This window comes from Eubacterium pyruvativorans, assembly GCF_900102225.1.
Taxonomy (GTDB): Bacteria; Bacillota; Clostridia; order Peptostreptococcales; family Anaerovoracaceae; genus Aminicella; species Aminicella pyruvativorans.
This window is the reverse complement of sequence record NZ_FNBF01000012.1, coordinates 22,045-44,236: the sequence shown is the minus strand read 5'-3', so window position 1 is coordinate 44,236 and position 22,192 is coordinate 22,045. Positions and strand designations below refer to the sequence as shown.

Genomic DNA, 22,192 nt, shown 5'->3' with positions numbered 1-22,192 from the left:
CCTGACGCAGCGGCGGATACACTGCCTGCTTAGTGGCTGCACATACTGACCAGCGCAGTGAGGAACTTCTTGATTTTCACATTCCCCCGCTGGTCGGACTTTCCCTGAATATAGTCCATCTCCTTCCGGACCTGTTCGAAATCGAACAGGCTTCCGGAATAATCGGTGAACACCGGATTCGTGAAGTCGTCTGCGCCCATGCTGGCGATGGTGGTCAGCCCCGAAGCCGCTGTGCGCCGGATCCGCTGCTCCATGGATTTCGGAGAGTCTGAGAAGGCTTCGCAGATTTTTTTCACCGTCAGGCCGGCCATTTCCTCTTCATGATTCGCATACCGCTCCACCACCCGGATGATATCGTCATATCCCACGGCACCGATCATCCCGAGCTCCTGAAGAATCCGGCGGGCCCGGTCCCGGGCATCCTGCCGGGCAGCGAGTTCGCCGGAAGCCGCTTCTTTCGAATCCGCTCCTTCCGACCTGTCCGGTTCTCCGGCGCCGGCGAACAGATGCTTCATCTGATCCATGGTGCGCTTCATCCGCTGCTCGTCCACCACATTCTCGATCACTTTCGTCACTTCAATCGCATTCACCGGCTTCTGGATGAAATACCGGACCCCTGCTTCATAGGCCTTCGCAATCATGTCCTTGGAGGAAACCTGGGAAAGCATGATGAACTCCGTATCCCGGAAGGACTGCCGTGCCCGCTTCACGAATGTGATGCCGTCCATTTCCGGCATCAGCAGGTCCACGATCACAATGTCCGGCCGGGAATACGCCAGGTCATCCATCGCTTCCTCCGGCGATTCGGACATGCCGCAGACCTCCCCCAGTTTCTTCCCTTCGATGATAATCTTCAGAATGCCGGTAACGGACACATCATCATCCAGCAGATAGAAACGGGTCATTCCACCACCTCCATGGCATCCTTCGGAATCCGGATCTCGAAGGCGGCACCGCCGGATCCCTGCCGGAGGCGGATGGTGCCGTGGAGAGATTCTTCCACAATGTCCTTCACAAGGCTCAGTCCCAGCCCCCGGTTCACCATGCCGGTTTCCTCATTGAATTTCGTGGAGAAACGAGGTTCGAAAACCTTGTCACGGAACTCTTCCGGTACCCCCGGCCCGTTGTCCTGAACCGTATACAGATAATGATCTCCGCCGTTCTGTTCGGAAATGGTAATCACACACCTGCGATTATCCGACGCCTCCACCGCATTCGCAATCAGATTGTGGAACACAGACAGGAACAGGTACGGTTCCTTCGCCGCCAGTTCATCCTCCTTGGACAGCGTGATGATCGGCCGCTTCCCCTGGGCTTCGAATTCATCATTGACCGAATGGATCAGTATGACGAACAGCTCTGTCATTTTCAGCACATCCGATTCCGTCTCGTCCTCCATGGATTCCGAAAGCCCCCGCAGAATCAGCAGATACTCTTTCTTTACTTCATGAATGTCCTTCGCCACCTTCAGCGCACGGTCCGCATAGGCGTCCTGCCCCCCGTCCTTCAATTCACTGTACAGACGGTAGGAGGTATCCATGGTCTTCTCGATCTGGTCCACATTCTTCTTCATCCAGAGCATTTCTCCGTTCAGCCGGGAGATCAGCATGATCAGACGCTGATAACGTTCCGCATGATTCCGGTTCAGCAGCAGCACCCGGTACTGATTCAGGGAGCCCAGAATGATCAGAAGCAGCATCCCCCTGATGAAAGCAACCAGCATCAGACTCAGCTGGTTATTCATCGTATACGCCGTCGTTTTCATACGGGCGAACAGTTCCAGGGAGTTCGCTCCGTAATCAATCACCATCACCAGCGGAATGAAATACCGAAGCCGGATATTCTGGCTCCGCAGACGGTCGAAGATGAACAGTGCGATGCCGAACACAACATAGAACATGGTTTCCGGCAGATACTGTGCCGCCACATCAGCTATGCCGGCCCCCGTCACATAGTCCCTGAGCACACGGGTCCCGAATACACCGAAACCCGACAGGATGGAAACCGGGAGAATCTCCGCATCATCCAGCAGATACAGGAAGGCCGGAAGACACACCGGCGCCACGGAAATCAGAAACCGGGTGGAAGAAAAAATATGAATGTTGATCTGTGCCATTACGATGACGATCAGTGTCAGAAACACAGTGTTCTGGACTGTTGTCCGGATGGATTTCATGTCATTACCCTCTTTTCTTTCGCTGCGCCGGACCGGAGTGCCCGGCTGTCCCTGAAATTATCTCATTCTGCGCCTGCATGGTCAACCCCGGAGGCAAAACCTGGGAGAGAACGCCTGCACGTATTTTTTGTCCTCCAGATAGGGAAAAGCCCCGGAAGCTCACACTCCTCCGGGGTTTCCATTTTCAGATGATCTATTACAGCAATCCCAGAAATACAGCGCTCTCCAACGCTATACCGCCTTCTCCTCTTCGAAAGCCACTTCTGTTTCTGTCTCTTCGTTCTTCGCCTTCATCTGCTTGTTCAGCTGGTGGTTGCGGACTGCAATGAAACCGAACAGAACCACACCGATGTAACCGCTGACCGGGTAGATGATGTTGACCAGAGTCTTGAAGCTGGTCATGCCCAGCACCAGGCCCAGCGCCGTCAGACCGGCAGCGATCAGAACCGCCTTCTTCGTTCCGTCCTCTGCGAACATTCTCACATTGCCCCACAGCATCGGCACGGTGGTGGTGTAAATACCGCAGCAGATGATGACGGAGAAAATTGTGGCGAAAATCGGGCTGATCCGGGAAGCCAGCACCAGCGTCGGAACGGCCTTGGAATACACTGCACCGATGTTTGCCATGATTCCCAGGTTCATGGTCAGGATCGCCGCACCGAAGAGCACGCCGCCCAGCACGCCGCCCCACAGCGCTTCCTTCGGGGAATTCGCAGTCTTTCCCATGCTGGTGGTCAGGAACATAACGACGATTGCGTTAAATCCCGGATACAGAATGGAGGACCAGAGCCATCCGCCCTGGGTCTTCGTAATCGCCAGTGTCGGGATGACAGAGGAGGCCTGCGCCAGGCCGTCCATATTTGACAGGAAACTGTAGATACCTACGCCTACCGCAAACACAATGATCACTGTACCCAGTCCGCCCAGCACATCCGTGATCTTGGACAGACCGAAGATAACCGTGATGAACGCCAGCAGAGCCATGCCTACTCTTCCCACCAGCGGGTTCAGGCCGAAGTACTCGGACAGCGTGGCACCGGCTCCGGCGATCATGATGACATATACGCCGTACAGGAACACCTGGAACACAATGGAGAAGAACTTTCCGAACTTCTTGCCGAAATAAAACTCGGAGATCTCATTCGGATTCTCCATCTGCATTTCCTGTCCGTGCTTCATGAACATTCCGCCGACCCAGGCAAAAATCACTGTGGTGACGATCGTTCCCACCACACTCATAATTCCCTGGCCGGAGAAGAACTGCATGATCTCCTGGCCGGTTGCGAAACCGGAACCGATCGCACAAGCGACGAATGCCCCTGCATACTTGATCACATTCGCGATACTGAAACTCTTGTTGTTCACGGCGATACCTTCCTTTCTTTTCCATTATTCTGACAATCAGAATTTCATCCACCACAACACAACATTCTGACAATCTGAGAGACTCTCTGCATCAATACTTCACTGTGGTTCTATGCTATTTCTGCGGTTTCGCCTGACTTCAAAAAGTTTCAAAATTATTCTTATCATTAAGCACGGTATTTTATTATGATAAAGCTCTTGTCTTTTAGTAATACTTAATGATTCTCCAACAATTCGTGACGGGCGCACAGCATCACCCCGGAACAGACGTGCCGGCCCACCCGCCTGCCCACAAAAAAAACGGGGCGCTCCTGCGCCCCTTCCCCCAGTTTCCTGCGGCGAATCAGTCGTCATATCCCATGAATACATCGGTCTTGATGTTTCCTTCCGGCACACCCAGTCCCTTAAGCCGCTCTGTGTAGGCCTCATTCATCCGCGGCGGACCGGCAATCAGGAATTCCGCATTCTGTCCGTGTTCCTTCGCATAAGCGTCCACCCGATTTCCGACTTCATCTGAATCGGTCAGAAGATTGATCTCCAGACCCGGAACCCGCGTACGGATCTCCTCCCAGAGTTCCTGATACGAGAAATTCCCGTCCCGCTCCGAATAGAGCACCGTAACCGGATGGCCCTCCTTCGGATGCTCCATATAACTCCGCAGAATCGACCGGATCGGCGTCACGCCAATGCCTCCCGCCACGATCATCGTGGAAGAGAAATTTTCTGTGTCCATATCGAAGCTGCCCCGCGGTACCGCCACCTGCATCACATCCCCCACCTTCAGCTGATGCAGCAGCACTTCCTTGAAACTGGTGTGCAGCTCTGTAATCCGTGTGGTGAACATCAGGAAACCGTCCTCCGGGGCCGAGGCGATTGTGAACACTCTGGTGTCCCGGTCCCCTTCCTCTACCGTATATCCCTTCAGCTTCCACAGCACATGCTGTCCCGCCTTCCACTGGAACCCTTCCGGAATTTCCATAACAAAACTGTAGGCATCCCCGATCTCACGCCGGATTTCCGTTACCTTTGCATCAAAAAAATTCATCTGTTCACCTCCACGTTCCCTTAACGTTGTCATACTATTCTCATACCCAAAATCCGGTGCACGTGAAACAGAACATTTGACTTTTCTTCGAAGAAAAGAAAAAACTCCGGCAAAACCGGAGTTCACAGTGGTGGAGCACCAAGGGCTGTAGTAGAACCTTTATTATCAAAATAGCGTTCTACCTCAGCAGCTTCGCGCTTGTTCGCTCCTTTTTTATTTGAGTTTTTCAGCAATAATCGGAAATGATCGTCATAAAGGTAGATCCTGTCTATCAGTGAGTTTACAAGCACCTTATTGAAGGTTTCATCCACAATAGAAGCCTCTCTTATGCCTATAAGGAAGATCCTTGCAGCAAATGGATCGACCGGCTCTTGCTTTGTTCTCTCTGCGTGGAGCTGCTTCTTCAGATTATCCAGTTCATTTTCACGCTGCTGAAGTCTTTCATTTACCATGGCTGAAGCTGTTCCGTCTTCTATCTGATCGATAAGGCGGTTGATCTTCTTCTCGGTCTCCCTGATATCGGCCTCAAGGCTGACGATTAAGGGGCTCTCCATATCCAGTCTGTTCTGTTTTTCAATGCCTTGGATAATTGTGTCGATCGCTTCGTCGGTAAGCATCTCCCGGCATGCATCAAGAACAAGCGACTCAATGAATTCCTTCTTTACGTTCCTCTTGTCGCATTTTTTAGGCGCATTGGGGCAGGTGTAGTACCTGTAAATCCTGCCGCTGGATCTTTTTCTCACCGAGGATCTCCTGAACTTTGTCAAAGAGCTCGTCGCTTACTATTCGGGGAATAGCATTCGGAAATTTCATATCTCCGTAAACATAGGTACCTTTATAGCGCTCATTGCGGAGAATGCTCTGAAAAGAGTTCTTGCCGAATGAGTTGCCTCTTACGGTTTTGATACCCCGTTTGTTGAGATCCTTCATGATCTCTGTGCCTACCTCGCCTGCGGCGGTTCGCTCAAAGATCTCCTTGACTATAGGAGCGGTCTTTTTATCAAGGATATAGTGACCGTCCTTATCTATTGCGAATCCGTAGGTCAGATTTCCGCCGTTGTATTTGAACTGAGCGGCTCTCTGGCGCATGCCTCTGGTTACCTTCTCGGACAGCTGCGCGCTGTACCACTGCCCCATCGTAAAGAGCATGCCTTCCTGAATAACGCCGGAACTGTCCGAGGCGATATTCTCCTTGGCAGACACGACCCTTACACCATTCTGAGCAAGGATCTTTTTATAATAGCCGGCATCAGTCATGTTGCGGGCAAAACGGTCCAGCTGATAGACAAGGATAACTTCAAAATTACCCCATTCGCTGTCTGCGACCATATGCAGAAATTCAGGACGCCTGTCAGAAGTAGCAGACTGCGCACGGTCTATATATTCATGTACGATATAAAGGCCATTCTTTTCAGCATCGCTTCTGCATTCCGCAACCTGCCCCTCAATGGACATCTCGGTCTGGTTATATGAACTGTATCTGGCGTAAATAACAGCGTTCTTCATCTTTACTTCAGTACTTCACCCATCGCTGATAGCGTGATCTTCTTATACGCGTTAGACTTGTCATTCGGGTGCGGTTCGATCGCAACAATTGTTATATCTCCCTGACCGGGTCCGTAAGTCCAGAATATCCTTCCTGCAGCCGGTGTTTTGTTCTCAAGATATGATTCCCATACCTTTTGACCATAGCGGGCTGTCAGAGAGGAGATCTCATGCGAATTCAGCCCCGGATAACGTGGATCATTCGCAAGCAGGACAAGAGCTTTACCGATCTTTTTATAAAGCGTGATTTCTGTCTTGGAAGCGGTCTCGGAGTCGACCTTGGCTTCAAGGCCATCCCAGAATTCTTCCATCTCAGGGATTCCCATTCTTATTGTAAACATTGCTTACTCCTCAAACTTTGAAAGATCGATCGCCTTGCCTGCCTTGCCTGCCTTAACGTTCTCCATGGACTTATCCATCATTTCGAGCGTGTTCTCTGAAACACGAAGCGGCTCTACCAGCTGCCTTGGCTGGAGCAGGATGCTGCCGTCCGTGTAGTGCTCTACATGGTAGTACTCGTATGGGCTTTCACGAAGAGTGAGACGCTTCTTTGAATCTACTTTTGCGTCATATTCTCTGATTGCTGTGCTCATTGTACATTCCTCCTCATATGGGTCAATGGGAAATCCCACAATGATTATACTTCCATGTTCTATAGCAGTCAAGATACCGTACAGAATGATTCTACGGGGTTGATAAGAGTATAGCACTTCTGTATAATATGACCAAACATCTGTTCGATTTTAGACGCTTTTATCACCTTTCTTCACACAATTTTTTTGATGAAAGCAGTCTATCGCTGCATATCTCAGCAGGACTTGACAAGGCTTGCAACAGATTTGCTGTTGTGTTATCCTGCAATACTTCCTTCGTGGAGTATCTGTGATAACAGATCAACAGATGATAATTGAATACCACCATTATCAGGTGCTTTTTCTGGGATATCGGGAAACCGTGAGCATGCAGGGCCGGTGCGCCAAGACCCCACTTGAAAGCAATATGGAATCCTCCCGCAATGCGGGTCGCTCCTTGTTGCAAGGGCGAGCGATAACACCATGGGTCCAAAAGGAAGATGGCGACTTCAATGTGCGATGACAATCCCAGGAGACAATGATACTTCCGTCTTGACATATTTACATGGGGCGGCCCGAGGAGATCCTTCGGGAGGCTTAGAGGCCTATGAGGGAGAGAGCTCACTCCTGCCTGATAGTGTTCATGGGAGGGAGCCCATGCACCCGGATAAGGGGAAGCAGCAATTCTTATCACGATTTTTCCGTTTACAAAAAAATTGTAGCCGGCTTACATGATTTATTCTGATTCACGAATAAAAGTTACGAGGTTTTGTCGTGCAATCAGAACCGGTCATGTAGGCCGGCTTTTTCGTTTTTTAATAACAGCCTTCCTTAATCGATATCACATTTTTCAAGATACTCGAGGAAGGAGGCTCAGAGTATGTATCAACTGAGTAAAGAACAAGTGAAGATGTTTGTAAGGGTGATGATGCCGATCCTTTACAGCATGAAGGATGCGGCTGGATTCTACAATGCACTGGACTGTAATAAGCCTGTGGAACAGCAGCATCAAATGGGGCATCGCCATGACTCGCCAAGGATAGCCCGTCTCAAACAGAAGGCGGCAATGACAGAGTCGGCGACCAAGAACTCGGCAGAAACAGAAGTCTGGAAGTCCGGAAGGGAGGTGGAATATGAAGGTGATCAAAACAGGAGTTGAGTCAGTTGACGATCTGTATGGCATTGAATTCACAGGCAATATGATCCCGCACAGCTGGTATGCGGCTATACAGACTGAAAACGGCAGACCGGATCTCGCGGCGATAGTCATACTTGCGGAGATACTGTACTGGCACAGGCCAACGGTGGAACGCACCGCAGATGATGCTGCAGTAATCGTGTTAAAGAAAAAGTTCCACGCGGACCTTCTGCAGATGAGTTACGCACAGATTGAGATCACATTCCCAGGCTACGACCCTTGTAAGAAATTTCCTACAAGGGTATCGGCTGAAACCGACAAGGTCATAGGAGAAAACCGACAAGCTTGTCTGTCAGAATCGATGACAAATACAAAGATTACTACAGAGATTACAGACACAGATTACACATCATTCTATCAGCAGGAGCGGGCGAAGGTTAGGGATCAGGTCGAATACGAGTATCTGATCTTGGACAGAAAGAATGACAAAGGGATGATAGACAATCTGATCGATCTCATAACTGATGTGAATATGTCGAGCAAACAGTTTCAGAGGATTAATGGCGAACCTATTCCGACTGACATTGTCAGGGAGAGGCTCAGCTGTGTAGACAAGGACGTAATGGAATCGGTGGTCGACATAATCAAGCTGGCGACCAAGCCGGTAACAAACTTGAGAGCTTATCTGCTAACGACATTATTTAACGAGCCGGTCATTTATGAGACCGGGATATAGATGCAGGTAACACAGGATATGTACAGAAGGGAGGCGGAAGCATGGCAGAGCTGACACCAATAAAAGCTATACGAGCCAAGTGCATCGACTGCAGCTGCGGGCAGCTGAAGGAAGTAAGAGAGTGTCCTATCACTCGCTGCCCGCTGTATCCGTATAGGATGGGTAAACGTCCTAAAAAGGATGCCAAGGTCGACACTGAAAAATGATCAAAAAAAGTTGAGCTAGCTAACGGTTTTTTCGAAAATCGGTCGCTGAGAGAGACATTTTTCGAGGGGTATAGAGTACCGTGCTGACTGAACCATGAGCAGCCGGCAGGAGCCGCGCAGGAGCATATGAGGTGTACGCAGCAGGCGCATCACAGGAGCACATGGCAGGAGTCATACAGGAGCATGTGGACTGCAGCCACAATGTAGCCACACGTACTCCTGCCAAGACAGGTATGGAAAAGGAACATCAAAAAAAGCATTGCCATTAAGGCCTCGCCGTATGAGAGCGCACCACCCGAGGGCCTGCTGGCGGTCAAGAGTGAGCTGATTACCAAGCCGGTTTCTGAATCGATCAAAAAATTCGATGGCAAAAGGGAGCCTGATAAGTATGACAGCATTATCATAAAAGCTATACTTATTATCACAGAAATGTGCAGGTCGATGAGCAAATACGGCCGTGAATCATGGGCCGAAGCTTGGGGCAACACACTTGAAAAACTGATGCAGTATGCTATCGAAAGGGCTGGACTCAGGATATATGATCCGGTTAAAGACAGACAAAATGATAGAGACGCAAGATGATTCGTTGATGGTACAGCAGATTTACAACGATGTTTTAAATAGTGATATTTCCGGTATTTATGAAGAAAAAACAATTTTTAACAGAAAGCCCAAGGAAGACGGGGATTTCGAGGATCGCTTAAAGATTAGCAGCACATATAAATGTGCAAAAGGTAAATATGTAAACTCTAGTTGCGAGAATGTAACGTTCTATATGTTGTAGAAGAAAGGCTGTTAAGTGTATATTAGTGCTGTGCACACAGCAAAGGTTATCACGAAAAATGGAATTCAGCTGATTATTGTGTTGGGAGAATTCAACATGAAGTTTGGAGAAAAGCTATACAAACTAAGAAAAGATAATTCAATGTCTCAGGAAAAACTCGCTGAAAGGCTAAATGTGTCGAGACAGGCAATCTCAAAGTGGGAACAAAATGTCGCTGTTCCTGATACCGATAATATAGTATTAATAAGCAAATTTTTCCAAGTTCCTGTTGAATATTTATTGTTCGACAAATATGACTCTGTAGATCAGATAAAACGTACAGAACAAAAGGATAGTCTTCAAGGGGAAAAGACGACACATAAATGCAATTCAACTACGATAATCATTATAGGATTCATATTGCTATTAGTAGCTGTTGTTATGTCGTTTGTGTTCCAATTCTTGTCATTGCAGATTAAAGGAGAGTGTTTTTCGAATGCTCTTGAGTATTTAAAGCATCTTCCGATGATTTTGGTAGTTGGACTTGGCGTTGGGCTAGTGGGTATAGGGATATATAAAAAGCGTTCAGAAAGTAGGGCAAATTCAAATGAGAGATAAAAGGATATCCTCGTTAATAGCTGGATTGATAGCGATGCTAATTATGCTACCTGCACCCGCTTATGCATCAGTTGATACACTCGTACCTGCGAAAGATAGCGAGGTTTGGAATGTAAATCTTGAGGAGGATGAAACAGAATATGATATCGAAAAGGATGGGAATGCTAAGACGGATGGGTACACATATTGGAAAATAACCTCAAAAACAGTATCAAGCCATCCTTACGGAGACTGGAGGTTAGGTCCAAGAGGTACTGGCCCGGGGACTGTAGCCCTTAATAACTCAAGCGGGTGCAATATCTCTGTGAAAAACACCATATCTGGTTCATATACAAGCATTGCAACAATTGCAGCATCTCTGGGGGGTCACAATAGGGGTTTCAATAACTCATTCTTGTGGCTATTCTGTAACGCCTCCAAGTGGCGTAAGGTGGCGCATTATTTATAGGCCACAGTACACAAAGTATAAAATAGTTCAAAAGGAATACTACAAGGTGGATGGGCACTCTACACCAACGGGAAATACTAAAACGTGCTTCGTTAAGGTCTTTCTTTCGTGGGACTATGATCATAGGGTAGAGTAACGCACCCACAATCCATTATTCGTGTTCCTGCGATGATAAGCATTTATTAAGCTACGCATCATAGAATCCAAATTGATAGTGATAAAACTGTAATATTTCGCTTAATCAAGGAAGAGATAAACGCCTTGGACACATGACTCCAAGGCGTTTATGTTGCGCGCGGAGAGATTAAAACCCGCTACTTACTGATATATAGATCGCTAAAACGAAAAACAACGGCCTACCAGCCGTTGATTCCGTATTCCCTATTGAACCATATCTCTACTGCGAATCCTCGCTTGTAGTGATAAAGGTTCGTTTTGGACTTTGGTGGTGGGTTATCAGGGGTTCGAACCCTGGACACCCTGATTAAGAGTCAGGTGCTCTGCCAGCTGAGCTAATAACCCATGTATTACCCTCTCACCTTTCTCGTGAGAACATCGTTAATATTACCACCGTCCGCAGAGTGTGTCAAGACTTTTTTCCTTTCCCCCACTTCTGCGTTTACGTCTTTTTCCTCCGATTTCCGTTCCTCCTCAACCGAAGGAGCCGCCCCGCAGGACGGCCCCCTATCATGTTAGTGTGTATGTTGTGTCTCAGTTCATTAAATAGTCTTAACTGAAGATGCCCAGTCCGAAGAACCCGTCAAGCTGTCCCAGCAGAACCAGAACCATGGCGATCGGAACGATGAACTTCATGCAGAAGTCGAAGAATCCCTTCATCTTGAATTCACTGGAGAGCTTCACTTCTTCCTCTACGTAACCCTTCTTCAGCCATCCGAAGATAATTGCGCAGACCAGGGAACCCAGCGGCATCATGATACCTTCCGATACCAGGTCGAACGAATCCAGCCAGCAGCCCTGTCCGAAAATCTGCGGGAATCCGTTGGCGCCCAGTCCGTCGCAGGAAATGAACAGACCTTCAATCAGAACAACGATACCGGCGATGAGAGTCGCCTTAGTACGGGTGATACCGCTTCCTTCCTTCATGTCCAGAATGGTGGAGCCAACTGCCTCCAGCAGGGAAATGGAGGATGTGATCGCTGCGATGAATACCAGGAAGTAGAACAGGAAACCGAAAATCGGTCCCACCGCTCCCATAGCGTTGAATACAGTCTGCAGGGTGATGAACAGCATGCCCGGGCCCGCCGCCGGATCCAGTCCGCTGGCGAAGGTTGCCGGCATGGTTGCCATAGCTGCCATGACCGCAATCAGTGTGTCGAAGAACGGAATCAGCAGAGCACTCTGTTCCAGATTATCATCCTTCTTCAGGTAGGAACCATAGGTTACCATGATACCCATACCCAGGGACAATGAGAAGAACATCTGCCCGCCTGCCGTGGCAAGCACACTGATCCACCCGGCTCCCTTGAATACCTCGAAGTTCGGTTTGAAGACAAAGGACAGTCCGGCGCCCGCTCCCGGCATGGTGCAGCTTCTGATGATGACGATCAGCAGCATGAAGAACAGTGCCGGCATCGCAACGGTGGTAAATTTCTCAATACCGCCGGAAACACCGCCGTTAACGATGATGATAGTCAGAATGGTGAAAATCAGGGTAAACAGACAGGTCTGTCCCATGTTCGACGTAAATGCGCCGAAGTACTTCGCCGGATCCGCATCGCCGATTCCCCAGGAAGCATGAAACAGGTCACCGATATTCGCAACGGAATATTTAATACAGTAACCGCCCAGCATACAGTAGAAACCGAGGATCAGCAGCGGGGACAGCCAGCCCAGCCAGCCGACCCATGTGTACTTCTTCGACACGGAACGATAAGCATAAATAACACCTTTTCCGGTCTTGCGTCCCAGCGCAAGCTCCGCAAGCATGATAACAACACCGACGAGGACAACCAGTATCAGGTAAATCAGCAGGAAGGCGAAGCCCCCGCTCTTTCCCATCTTGTACGGGAATCCCCACAAGTTTCCGAGTCCTACGGCAGAACCCACGGCAGCCATCAAAAATCCAAATTTGCTGCCCCATTGGCCTTTCGAATTAGCTTGTTCCATAACTCTCTCCTCCTACAACACTAACACTAAGTTGTAGAATCATTGTATATTTCTGAATATTCAATGTCAACGGCCCCAAGTAAATTTGTATGAATTTGTGTGCAGTGATATATTTTCATAACTTGATTAAAAATTATTTGTTGTTAAATCCAACAATTATTTATGTTTCACACAATCTTTTATCCCGGCGTTATGCAGCTGCACAATTTTTTCTGCATCTAAAGCGAGGGGATTTCGGTGAAAACTCACCTGCAATTTGCCCCGGACAGAGAAATGACTCGCAGCGTCACACCTGCATGTGATACAGAAAAGACCTCCGGGAAACCGGAGGTCTTCTACTATGGTGGGTTATCAGGGGTTCGAACCCTGGACACCCTGATTAAGAGTCAGGTGCTCTGCCAGCTGAGCTAATAACCCATAAATATTCAAATCGTCCGTGCTCTCTCAATCACGTTTATTATGTTAACATCCGGCGCATCTTCTGTCAACGATTTTTTCGTTGTCAGCGAAAAAAATCGTATTCCCGGGGTGTGCGGCAGCGGCTGAGCCGCACACCCCGGGATGCTTCCGGAAAACCTGCCGTTTACACCATCCGCAGCATGTCCCGGATATCTCCCTTCTCGTTTTCCGCCGACTCCGGTGAATCCACCACATCATCGTGGAGACGGTAATCCGCCATGATCTCGCTGAAGATCTTCGCAATCGACGGCGGTGTGTAGACGATGCTGTTGGCACCGGCCTTGATGGTCTGGGCGATGGTCTCTTCGGTCGGTCCGCCTGTGGCCATAATGGCCACATTCTTGAAGTGGCGGCGGATTTTCGAGACCACTTCCGCAGTTTCCTTTGCCGCAGACACATTGAGAATCTTCACGCCCGCATCCAGCCGGGACTGAATCTCGTCCCGGTCATAGTCCACCACAGTTCCGATGATCGGAATGTCGATGACCCGGTGAATGAGATGGATGTTGGACACGGACATCGGTTCATTGACCACAACGGCATAGGCCCCCTGGGCCTCCGCATCCTGGGAAATCAGCGCCGAACGGAAGCCGTTCGTCAGCCCACCGCCCACACCGACGAACACCGGAATGGAGGAGGCGCTGATAATCGCCTGGGAAATCACCTGCTGGGGTGTATACGGATAGACCGCCAGTACGGCGTCCGCATCGCAGTTCCGGATCACGGCGATATCCGTGGAATAGATCACTGATTTAATCCGCCGTCCCAGAACCACCATGCCCTTCGCATCGTGGATACATTCCGGAAGATGCATCGCTTTCGCGCGCAGCGTACCGGTGATCCTCGGAATTTCTTTTTTTCTTGCCATTGGACTCACACCTCCATATTCTTTCTACGCCCGGCGGGCGTACGCTGAAGTCAGCTATGACTTGATAACCGTTCCCACGCCGGGGGTCGGCCGGAGTTTCGGCTCCTCCGGAGAACCGGCGGAATCCCCCGCTTCTCCCGGCCCGGCAGACGGACCGCCGGATGCGCCATCCGCCGGATCACCCGCCTTCTGTCCGGTCTCTGATTCCGCCTTCACTTCGGCAGTTTCTTCCTCTTCCGCTTCGGCCTTCGCCTCGGCTTCCGCCGCCTCTTCCTCTTCCTGCTCTGCGATGGCGATCTGCGTCTCCGCCTCGGACAAAATCGGGATCAGTATCTCGGTCGTATAGATTTTCTCCTCTTCCATGGCGTGGAAGCTGCCGCCGGTATCCTCGATAATCTTCTTGCAGGTTTTCACGCCGATCTTCGTGCTCTCCACTTTCTTCGCTTCTTCCGTGATGTGGTTCTGGAGAATCAGCTTGATCTTGCCATTGATCACATTCGCCTTGATCTCAATGTTGAAGTCAGGGTTGGCATATTTCATGATGTTGGAGAACAGGTTGTCGAACACCCGCTGAATCCCGGAAATATCCGTGCGGATCATGACCTGTTCCGGCACCTGATAATTGAAATTCGTGTCGTAATCGTAATCGATGATCTCGGAAATATGCTCCGCCAGCAGCTGACGGAACAGGATGCCGGCGTCCACAACCTCCAGCTCCTCCGGGTCCTCTTCCCGGGCGCCGAACACCAGGAAATAATTGAACAGCTTGTCCGAAAGGCCCTTCAGCTGGAAGGCCTTGTCCCGGCAGGACTTAATGTAACGGGACAGATCCTCCAGGGTCTCGAACCGTCCGCTGTCGATAATGTCCAGGTAGCCGATCAGAGACGTCAGCGGCGTCCGGATATCGTGGGACATGGAGGTGATCAGCTGCGCATTCGCATCCTTCGCCGCCTGCTCCGCCAGACTTCTCTCCTTCAGCGCCTGCTGCATGCGGTTGACACTCTCCGCGAGTTCTCCCAGTTCATCGTGAGGTCCCACGGTAACCTGGGAGTCCATATCCCCGTCCGAGATCCGCTTCACATCGGCTGCGATGTCGAAGGCCCGGCGCAGCACCGCCTTGTTGTACTTCAGAATCACCAGGAAGAATGTCAGCACCGCCAGGATGATACTGACGATCAGAATGAACCGGATCCACGCCTGTTCGTAGTAGACATTCATGTATACGTAGCAGGAATTGTCCCGGAACCGGATAATCCGGTTGAATGTGTCTCTGGTAAAATGCTGGGTATCGATCTTCGGCTTATTTTCGATCCGCGGCTGGGCACTCCGGGTATCTTCATTCTGCTTTCCCCCCAGATTCACCCCGTCTCCGCTCACGGTGCCGTCGGAGTCCACGATCCAGCCGCCGGAAAACACCTGTCCCTTGCTGTTATACACAATGAGCTCGGTGTATTTCTTGTCATCCATCCATTCTTCCAGCAGCTCCTTGTCGGTGGACTTCACGCCGTTATCCCGGATGTATGTCTTCAGCTCCTCATACCGCCGGTCCACGAATTTCTTCTTCATGAAATCGGCCTGAAAAACATTCTTCGTGACCACCGTCTGCAGCAGACTGCAGGCACCCAGCACCGCCACAGTAAGACCGGCCGCCAGCAGAATCACAATGGTCAGTTTCAGATTCAGCGAAACGAACCGATCGCTGTGCAGTTTCTTCTTTACAAATTCCAGAATCTTACTCAATCCGATATCCCTTCCCCCAAACCGTCTTGATTATCTTCGGCTTGCTGACATCGTCCTCCAGTTTCTTCCGGAGGTTCAGCACGTGAACCATAATGGTGTTGCCGGCGGAGGTGAGATAATCCTCCCCCCACACGCTTTCATAGAGATCCTTGTTCCGGACCACTTCGCCCCGGTGCTCCATGAAATAGCGGAGAATATCGAATTCCTTGTCCGTGAGGTTAATCCGGACGCCATTCTTCTGCACGGAGCGGGTCCTGACATCCACAATCAGGTTATCCGCCAGCACCTCACTGCCCGGCCGCTCTGCCCGGGGCGCCGGCTTGTCATACTCGGTATGCCGGCGGATCAGTGACTTGATCTTCATCAGCAGCTCAGTCTGGGAGAACGGTTTCTCCAGAAAATCGTCGCCGCCGGTGGTATAAGCCTCCACCTTGTCTCTGTCCTGGGACTTCGCCGTCAGGAAGAGAACCGGAACCGAGGATTTCTCCCGGATCCTGCGGCAGACTTCGATGCCGTCCATATCCGGCATCATAATATCCAGAATGACGATATCGAACGCCATGCTGTTCACTTTCTCCAGGGCCATAGTGCCGTTCTCGGCCTCGGTCACATCATATCCCTCACTGCTGAGCAGAACGCTCAGGACTTCTCTGATATTCGGATCATCGTCGACGATGAGTGTCTTGCTGTGCATAGTGCCTCCTTCTTCTGTCGGTTCTGTCAAATCTTCCGGTACGCTGTTATTTTACTTCGAATGAAACGAAATGTACAGATACCGGCCGCCTTACGCTAAGACCAGTTCCTCCAGACCGTTCACATAGTAGTCCGCCGTGCGCCGGATCTCCGGCTGATCGGCCTCACTGACAGAATCATAGACGCCCACCGTACCGTAGCCGAAGGATTTCGCCGCCTTCAGCGCATAGAGTCCGTCGTCAAACAGGTAGGTTTCCTCCGCCGCTGTGCCCATGCGGCCGGCGGCCGTACGGTAGATCACCGGCTCGGATTTTGTCGTCTTCATATCCCCGGCGCTGTAAATCCCCTGAAAAAACCGGTGAAGCCCGAGCCGCCGGAACGCATCGTCGATGCATCGTCCGTCCGTGGAGGTCACCACCGTCATCGGAATGTTCCGGTCCGCCAGCGCCTCAAGCAGCGCCACCGCCCCGGGCTTCGGCATCGCCTCCTCCCGGTAGAAATCCTCCATTTCCCGGGTGACCCCCGCCGCCACTTCTTCCCGGGACAAAGAAAGACCGTAGTGGTCGATCAGATACTGCGCCCCGGACAGGGCCGTTTCAGCAAAAAGGATGTCCCCCAGCCCCGGCTCCGCCTCGATCCCGAAACGGGCCAGATACCGGGCGCCGTCGTCGTGCCAGGCGGTCATGGTGTCCAGCAGTGTGCCGTCCACATCGAACATCACACCCTTCAGATTCATTTCACTAATCTTGATCATCTTGGTTATCTCCTGCCATCCCGCCCGGAGTGAAGCTCCCTGCGGTTAATTCACTTTCGCATATGCGTAATACATTCTGAATCCCTTGCCGTCCCGCTGTCCGGAATCCCGCAGCAGATACTTTCCATTTTCGCTGATGCCCAGCACCGTATCCGCCGACAGATCCTTGGAGGAATTCAGCGACCAGTTCCCGCCGGCGGAAGTTTTCCCGCCCTCCGGGTTCGTCATGGAGGAGGTGTATGTCCCGTCCTCCCGGATCACATACTTTCCGCTGACGCCGCCGGTGCCCTCCAGACTGCCGTCCCGCATCAGAATGCCTTTCATGACCCAGGTTCCGACGTACCTTGCCTTCACCTTGGATTCCTTCTCACTGCTGTGATTCTGCATCGCCCCGGAAGAGGCCGCCGGATCATCCGGATCCGCATTCTTCGCCTGTTCCTGTTCTTTCTCTTCCTGCGCCTTCTTCGCCGCCTGCTGCTCCGCTTCGCTCTTCTCTTCTGTCTTCTTCTGTTCTGTCGTCTTCCCGGACTTCTTCCCCTCTGAAGCCCCCTTCTTCGAACTGCCGCATGCCGCAGCGGACACCATCAGCGCCGCTGTCAGAATCAAAACCAATACTCTCTTTTTCATAATATACCCCCTTCCGATCCCTAAGGACCACTTCCCATTCTACAATACAGTGCTCAGATCGGACAACCGGATTATGACGGCGCCGGCCCGCTCCATGTCCTCCATGTTGGACCGCTGGATTTCCGGCGTATTGGAAGAGCAGCAGGGCTCCAGAACAACTACATCGTAATTCAGCGATATACCGTCGTAGCAGGTGGAGCGGATACAGTTCGGCGTGGTTGTTCCCAGCAGGACGATTGTCTCAATCCCCTCTTCCCGGAGCTGCCGGTCCAGGTCGGTGCCGAAGAATGCGCTGTATCTTTTTTTGATGATCGTCCGGTCCCCGGGTTCCTTCCGCAGCCCGTCCGGCTGCTCCACAGAATTCAGTCCGGTGGATCCGGGGGCCAGCACACCGGAAATCCCCAGGGATTCCAGCGCTTTCCGGCGGGGTTTCTCCATATCGGAGCCGTCAGCGGCATATTCCCGCTCCACCCACCATATCCGGGCTCCCGCCCGGCGGGCCGCATCCAGTGCACAGCGGATCGCCGGGACAGTGGCTTTCGCGCCGGCAATCCGGAGTGCAGCCCCCGGCTCAACGAAAGCTTTCTGCATGTCGATCACCAGGAAGGCAGTCTTCGACCCTTCCGGGCGCGCACCGTCGGAATTCGTATTTCGGATCTGTTTCATGGAATGCTCCTTTTTTTCTGCCCGTGGAAAATCATCTTTTTCATTATACTTGATTATACCCCGGGAAGGCAGTCCGGTCACCCGATATCCGGAAGGCGCTTTCCTGCATTCCAGTGGTGCTGTATAATGAACCAAACAGGAGGTACGCAAAAAATGATTTATCTGGACAATGGAGCGACCACATTCCCGAAGCCGGAGTGTGTCTACGATGCGGTGGACCGGTTCAACCGGACTGCGGCGGTGAATGCAGGCCGGGGGGCCTACCGGGCGGCCCGGGAGGCCACGGAGATGATCCGGCGGGTGAAGGACCGTCTCATCAGCCTGGCCGACGCCCGGGAGCAGGCAGAGGTAGTCCTCACCCCTTCCGTCACAATCGCACTGAATCAGATCATCTGGGGGCAGAACTGGAAAGAAGGAATGAACGTCTACATTTCTCCCTATGAGCACAATGCGGTTTCCCGGCCTCTGGAACTGGTCCGGCGGCGCGAACGGGTTAACGTCCGCCTTTTGCCCCTGAAGGAAGACCTGTCCGTCGATCTGGATGAAACAGCCCGGATGTTCCGGGAGAATCCTCCGGACTTCGTCTGCTGCACAGCCATTTCAAATGTGACGGGATACGTTCTGCCGGCGGAGGAGGTGCTGGGTATGGCGAAGGACTACGGGGCGTTCACCGTTCTGGACGCCGCCCAGGCCATGGGCCTGCTGCGCATCCGTTTCGCGAGGATGCATGCGGACTGCATCGCATTCGCCGGACACAAAACCCTCTACGCCCCCTTCGGCATCGCCGGCTTCCTGATCCGAAGCGGCGCTGATCTCCGGGAATTCATCACCGGCGGCAACGGCATCCGTTCCACCTGCCTGGATATGCCGTCCTACATGCCGGAGAAGATGGAGTCCGCCAGCATGGACACCCCGGCCATCGCCGGCCTGGACGCCTCGCTGGAGTGGCTGAAACATCACGATACCTGGAAAACCGAGGCGGAGCTGACTACCTACCTGCTTCCTCGCCTGGCGGAAATCCCGGGGGTCACCGTCTATCCGGCGCCCGGCGGACCGGAGCGCCAGGCCGGCGTGATCTCCTTCAATGTGGAGGGGTTCCGGGCCAACGAGGTGGCGGCCATTCTGGACCGGGAGGCCGGCATCTGTGTGCGGGCCGGGCACCACTGCGCCGCTTACATCCATGATTTCCTCGGAGACGAGAAGTATGATGGGACGATCCGGGTGAGTCTGGGGGCTTTTTCGACAAAAAAAGACCTGGATGTGCTCCTCAAGACGCTGCGGTCCATCGACCGGGCGCAGCTGAAGGGCATCGATGCGGGAATTCTGCGGGGAAACTGCTGACGATATCTGCTGACGAAATCCCCGGAATGCAAACCGCCCGGAAAATCCGGCATTCATAACGCCTGAAAAACGACATTCACGTCGCCGGAAGCCCGACATTCACGCCGCCCGGAAACCTGCAAAAAAAGAGCTGCCGCCCGCACGCCGAAACGATCGCCAAACGATCCGTCCCCTCGTGCGGACAGCAGCCCTGTTTGAATTCCTCCCGAAAGTTCTCCGATGACATGATCCCGCAAATTTCTCCTATCCTGCGGCAGCCCCTCACGGTCATGTCCCACGGATACGTCGGTTATTTCTCGAAATCCCGATTATGCTTGAAGTGCCCCGGATTCACCGTCGGTGCAATCGTGCTGACCCAGCGGTTGGTGTAGTTGAAGAAGCCTGCCACGTACGCCGCTTCCAGGATCTGGTGATCATCCAGTCCCACGGCCCGGAGCTTATCGATCTGCGTCTGGTCGATATCCCGCGGGTGGGCGGTGACAAACCATGCGTATTCGCAGAGAGCATAATCCACCTTCGACAATTCTCCCTTGCAGGAACGGTAATTGCCGGAGAGTTTGTCCACCAGGGAAGCGTTCTGCCACATGCCCCGGAGGTTATCCCCGTGGGTCTGCAGGCAGTAGGTGCAGCAGTTATAAGAAGAAACCACCACTCCGATCATTTCCTTCTGGGCGTCGGTCAGATAGCAGGAGTCGTTATAGAGGGACCCCTTGAAATTCAGGAAGCCGATGTACTCCTTCGCATTCAGCGGCAGGATCTTGAAGAGGTTATTGATAAACCCCCAGTTCTTCATCATCACTTCCACATTATGATCGAATACGGCGTACTCCTCGTCCGTCATCTCCGATCTGTCCGGTTTCTGCAGCCGGGAAAGCTGTTCATCAAATTCCAATGCCATGTTCCACATACCTCCACTATTTCGTAAAAAAATCTATTCCACCGGAACGATCGCAAACGCTCTCGCCGGATATCCAACCCCATCCTTCATCTTCGGGAAAGCCGTAACAATCAGGGAACCTGTCGCCGGAACCTGGTCAAGATTTCTCATAACCTCGATCTGGAAACGGTCAACACTCAGAATGTACTGCTCACCCGGATACGGATAGGCATCTTCCTTCGTAGTAATCGTCGCCGGGTCCGTGTCCGCCGGCTCATGACCGATGGAGCCGATGTTCCGCTCTTCCACCAGGAACTTGATGGCGTCCAGACTCCAGCCCGGATAATGCGGCTGGCCGTTTTCATCCTTGTTCTCCAGGTCCGCCTTCTTGTACCAGTCGGAGCGGAATGCCACGAAAGCGCCCTCCGGAATGCGGCCGTTCTCTGCCTCGAAGGCCTTGATATCATCCACCGTCAGCTGATAATCCGGATTCTCGGCACATTCCTTCGACTTGTCAATCACCACCAGCGGGAAAACCAGTTCCTCCGGCTCGAACTCCGCCAGTGTGCGGCCGTCACCATGGAAATGCTTCGGTGCGTCCACATGGGTTCCGTACTGTGTGGCTACCGAAACCTGGAATACCTTCATCGGCGCCAGCTTATCCGGGTCCGTCCCTTCTTCGTAACTGAACAAAAGATCATTCTTCAGCGGTTCGAATCCGAACCAGTGCGGTGTTTCCGGACTGAGCTCGTGCGTCAGATCAACGAAGCGGTACTTCGGCCCCTTCAGCTCTGCAAGAAAATCCCATAATTTCGTGTTCGCCATTTTTTCTCCTCCTTCTTCAGGAATCCCGACGGGATCCCCCTTATCCTGTAGAATAGCGGTATATACATACTTAACCTATGTGTGATTGAATTTATCACAATTCGTGCTGTTCGTCAATGATTTTCTACATTAATTGTGGTAATAAACAATTTACACCTCATTCTACCACATTCTCTGCCGCGATTGTGATCACAGGATGTGGATGTGATATTTTTCGGACAGGCGGGGCGGCCGACTGAGCAAGCGGGCAGAGATGGGCGGGCGATCAGAAAAGGTGCTGCGGACGGCCGGGTTGACAGACGATCAGAAAAGGTGCTGAGGACGGCCGGGTTGACAGATTGTATACAATCCATGATGAATTATTTCATGCATACGGTGCAAGGTGCGAAATTGGACTTTTCTCTGATTCCGCACCTGAAAATCGATATTCGGGGTGCGAAAATCAAATTTAATTCCGATTAATTTATGAGCGTCCTCCCGGATGGTGCGAAATGGACCTGTTTCCTCATTTCCGCACCCTATCAACAAAAGGAGGTCGGATGAACATTCATTGTCATGTATGAGTTATCTGTTTCACAGCAGGGCTCCTCGTTCAGACTGCTG

General features: G+C 51.8%; 22 protein-coding genes and 2 tRNA genes. 5 read left to right on the top strand and 19 right to left on the bottom strand.

Annotated elements, in window-relative coordinates:
• Window positions 1–29: 29 nt before the first annotated feature.
• The 8 genes from BLQ24_RS05740 to BLQ24_RS05705 form a co-directional block, all read right to left on the bottom strand.
• Window positions 30–905, bottom strand: coding sequence for a response regulator (locus tag BLQ24_RS05740; RefSeq protein ID WP_090163591.1), 876 nt, complete (start codon window positions 903–905; stop codon window positions 30–32).
• Entirely contained in the window at window positions 902–2,176 is a 1,275-nt protein-coding gene (locus BLQ24_RS05735; protein ID WP_090163589.1) for a sensor histidine kinase, read from the bottom strand. The genes BLQ24_RS05740 and BLQ24_RS05735 overlap by 4 nt, the downstream gene beginning before the upstream one ends.
• 231 nt (window positions 2,177–2,407) lie before the next feature.
• Complete coding sequence (locus BLQ24_RS05730) at window positions 2,408–3,541, bottom strand: YkvI family membrane protein (RefSeq protein ID WP_090163587.1); 1,134 nt, start codon at window positions 3,539–3,541, stop codon at window positions 2,408–2,410.
• A 343-nt stretch (window positions 3,542–3,884) separates the two neighbouring features.
• On the bottom strand, window positions 3,885–4,586 hold the full coding sequence (locus BLQ24_RS05725) for a ferredoxin--NADP reductase (RefSeq protein ID WP_090163585.1): 702 nt from the start codon (window positions 4,584–4,586) through the stop codon (window positions 3,885–3,887).
• A gap of 122 nt (window positions 4,587–4,708) precedes the next feature.
• On the bottom strand, window positions 4,709–5,329 hold the full coding sequence (locus BLQ24_RS05720) for a recombinase zinc ribbon domain-containing protein (protein ID WP_090163583.1): 621 nt from the start codon (window positions 5,327–5,329) through the stop codon (window positions 4,709–4,711).
• On the bottom strand, window positions 5,271–6,092 hold the full coding sequence (locus BLQ24_RS05715; RefSeq protein ID WP_090163581.1) for a recombinase family protein: 822 nt from the start codon (window positions 6,090–6,092) through the stop codon (window positions 5,271–5,273). The genes BLQ24_RS05720 and BLQ24_RS05715 overlap by 59 nt, the downstream gene beginning before the upstream one ends.
• Window positions 6,093–6,094: 2 nt before the next feature.
• Window positions 6,095–6,472 (bottom strand): hypothetical protein, encoded by a 378-nt coding sequence (locus tag BLQ24_RS05710; protein WP_090163579.1) that lies wholly within the window; start codon window positions 6,470–6,472, stop codon window positions 6,095–6,097.
• Between the two features lie 3 nt (window positions 6,473–6,475).
• Window positions 6,476–6,724 carry a hypothetical protein gene (locus BLQ24_RS05705; protein ID WP_090163577.1) on the bottom strand — a complete coding sequence of 83 codons (249 nt, stop codon included), beginning with the start codon at window positions 6,722–6,724 and terminating at the stop codon, window positions 6,476–6,478.
• A gap of 859 nt (window positions 6,725–7,583) precedes the next feature.
• Here BLQ24_RS05705 and BLQ24_RS05700 point away from each other — a divergent pair.
• The 4 genes from BLQ24_RS05700 (at window position 7,584) to BLQ24_RS09965 (ending at window position 10,612) form a co-directional block, all read left to right on the top strand.
• Window positions 7,584–7,862 carry a hypothetical protein gene (locus BLQ24_RS05700; RefSeq protein WP_090163575.1) on the top strand — a complete coding sequence of 93 codons (279 nt, stop codon included), beginning with the start codon at window positions 7,584–7,586 and terminating at the stop codon, window positions 7,860–7,862.
• The gene (locus tag BLQ24_RS05695; RefSeq protein ID WP_090163573.1) at window positions 7,837–8,577 is read left to right on the top strand and encodes a DUF6017 domain-containing protein; all 741 of its coding nucleotides are present in this window, start codon (window positions 7,837–7,839) and stop codon (window positions 8,575–8,577) included. Before BLQ24_RS05700 ends, BLQ24_RS05695 begins: the two co-directional genes overlap by 26 nt.
• Before the next feature lie 1,086 nt (window positions 8,578–9,663).
• Window positions 9,664–10,164: a helix-turn-helix domain-containing protein gene (locus BLQ24_RS05685; RefSeq protein ID WP_143004261.1), complete on the top strand. Its 501-nt coding sequence runs from the start codon at window positions 9,664–9,666 to the stop codon at window positions 10,162–10,164.
• A complete protein-coding gene (locus BLQ24_RS09965) occupies window positions 10,154–10,612 on the top strand; it encodes a hypothetical protein (RefSeq protein ID WP_143004260.1) in 459 nt (152 codons plus the stop codon). Before BLQ24_RS05685 ends, BLQ24_RS09965 begins: the two co-directional genes overlap by 11 nt.
• A gap of 446 nt (window positions 10,613–11,058) precedes the next feature.
• Here the strand turns inward: BLQ24_RS09965 and BLQ24_RS05680 are convergent.
• From BLQ24_RS05680 to BLQ24_RS05640, 9 genes are all read right to left on the bottom strand, one after another.
• Window positions 11,059–11,134: transfer RNA gene (locus BLQ24_RS05680), tRNA-Lys, on the bottom strand.
• Between the two features lie 207 nt (window positions 11,135–11,341).
• Window positions 11,342–12,739 (bottom strand): sodium-dependent transporter, encoded by a 1,398-nt coding sequence (locus BLQ24_RS05675; RefSeq protein ID WP_090163567.1) that lies wholly within the window; start codon window positions 12,737–12,739, stop codon window positions 11,342–11,344.
• Window positions 12,740–13,080: 341 nt separating this feature from the next.
• Window positions 13,081–13,156, bottom strand: a tRNA-Lys gene (locus BLQ24_RS05670).
• A 166-nt stretch (window positions 13,157–13,322) separates the two neighbouring features.
• Window positions 13,323–14,066 (bottom strand): beta/alpha barrel domain-containing protein, encoded by a 744-nt coding sequence (locus BLQ24_RS05665; RefSeq protein WP_242869599.1) that lies wholly within the window; start codon window positions 14,064–14,066, stop codon window positions 13,323–13,325.
• 54 nt (window positions 14,067–14,120) lie between these two features.
• Window positions 14,121–15,806, bottom strand: coding sequence for a HAMP domain-containing sensor histidine kinase (locus BLQ24_RS05660; protein ID WP_090163565.1), 1,686 nt, complete (start codon window positions 15,804–15,806; stop codon window positions 14,121–14,123).
• Window positions 15,799–16,500, bottom strand: a complete 702-nt coding sequence (locus tag BLQ24_RS05655) for a response regulator transcription factor (protein ID WP_090163563.1) — start codon at window positions 16,498–16,500, stop codon at window positions 15,799–15,801. The genes BLQ24_RS05660 and BLQ24_RS05655 overlap by 8 nt, the downstream gene beginning before the upstream one ends.
• 90 nt (window positions 16,501–16,590) lie before the next feature.
• Complete coding sequence (locus BLQ24_RS05650) at window positions 16,591–17,253, bottom strand: HAD family hydrolase (RefSeq protein ID WP_090163561.1); 663 nt, start codon at window positions 17,251–17,253, stop codon at window positions 16,591–16,593.
• Between the two features lie 45 nt (window positions 17,254–17,298).
• Entirely contained in the window at window positions 17,299–17,880 is a 582-nt protein-coding gene (locus BLQ24_RS05645) for a hypothetical protein (protein ID WP_090163559.1), read from the bottom strand.
• Between the two features lie 39 nt (window positions 17,881–17,919).
• A complete protein-coding gene (locus tag BLQ24_RS05640) occupies window positions 17,920–18,546 on the bottom strand; it encodes a cysteine hydrolase family protein (RefSeq protein ID WP_090163557.1) in 627 nt (208 codons plus the stop codon).
• Between the two features lie 153 nt (window positions 18,547–18,699).
• On the opposite strand from BLQ24_RS05640, the gene BLQ24_RS05635 reads away from it, so the two are divergent.
• Window positions 18,700–19,887: an aminotransferase class V-fold PLP-dependent enzyme gene (locus BLQ24_RS05635; RefSeq protein WP_176755867.1), complete on the top strand. Its 1,188-nt coding sequence runs from the start codon at window positions 18,700–18,702 to the stop codon at window positions 19,885–19,887.
• A gap of 289 nt (window positions 19,888–20,176) precedes the next feature.
• Here the strand turns inward: BLQ24_RS05635 and BLQ24_RS05630 are convergent, their stop codons facing one another.
• Both BLQ24_RS05630 and BLQ24_RS05625 read right to left on the bottom strand, forming a co-directional pair.
• On the bottom strand, window positions 20,177–20,785 hold the full coding sequence (locus BLQ24_RS05630) for a peroxidase-related enzyme (RefSeq protein ID WP_090163553.1): 609 nt from the start codon (window positions 20,783–20,785) through the stop codon (window positions 20,177–20,179).
• A 33-nt stretch (window positions 20,786–20,818) separates the two neighbouring features.
• Complete coding sequence (locus BLQ24_RS05625) at window positions 20,819–21,589, bottom strand: cyclase family protein (RefSeq protein WP_090163552.1); 771 nt, start codon at window positions 21,587–21,589, stop codon at window positions 20,819–20,821.
• Window positions 21,590–22,192: the final 603 nt, after the last annotated feature.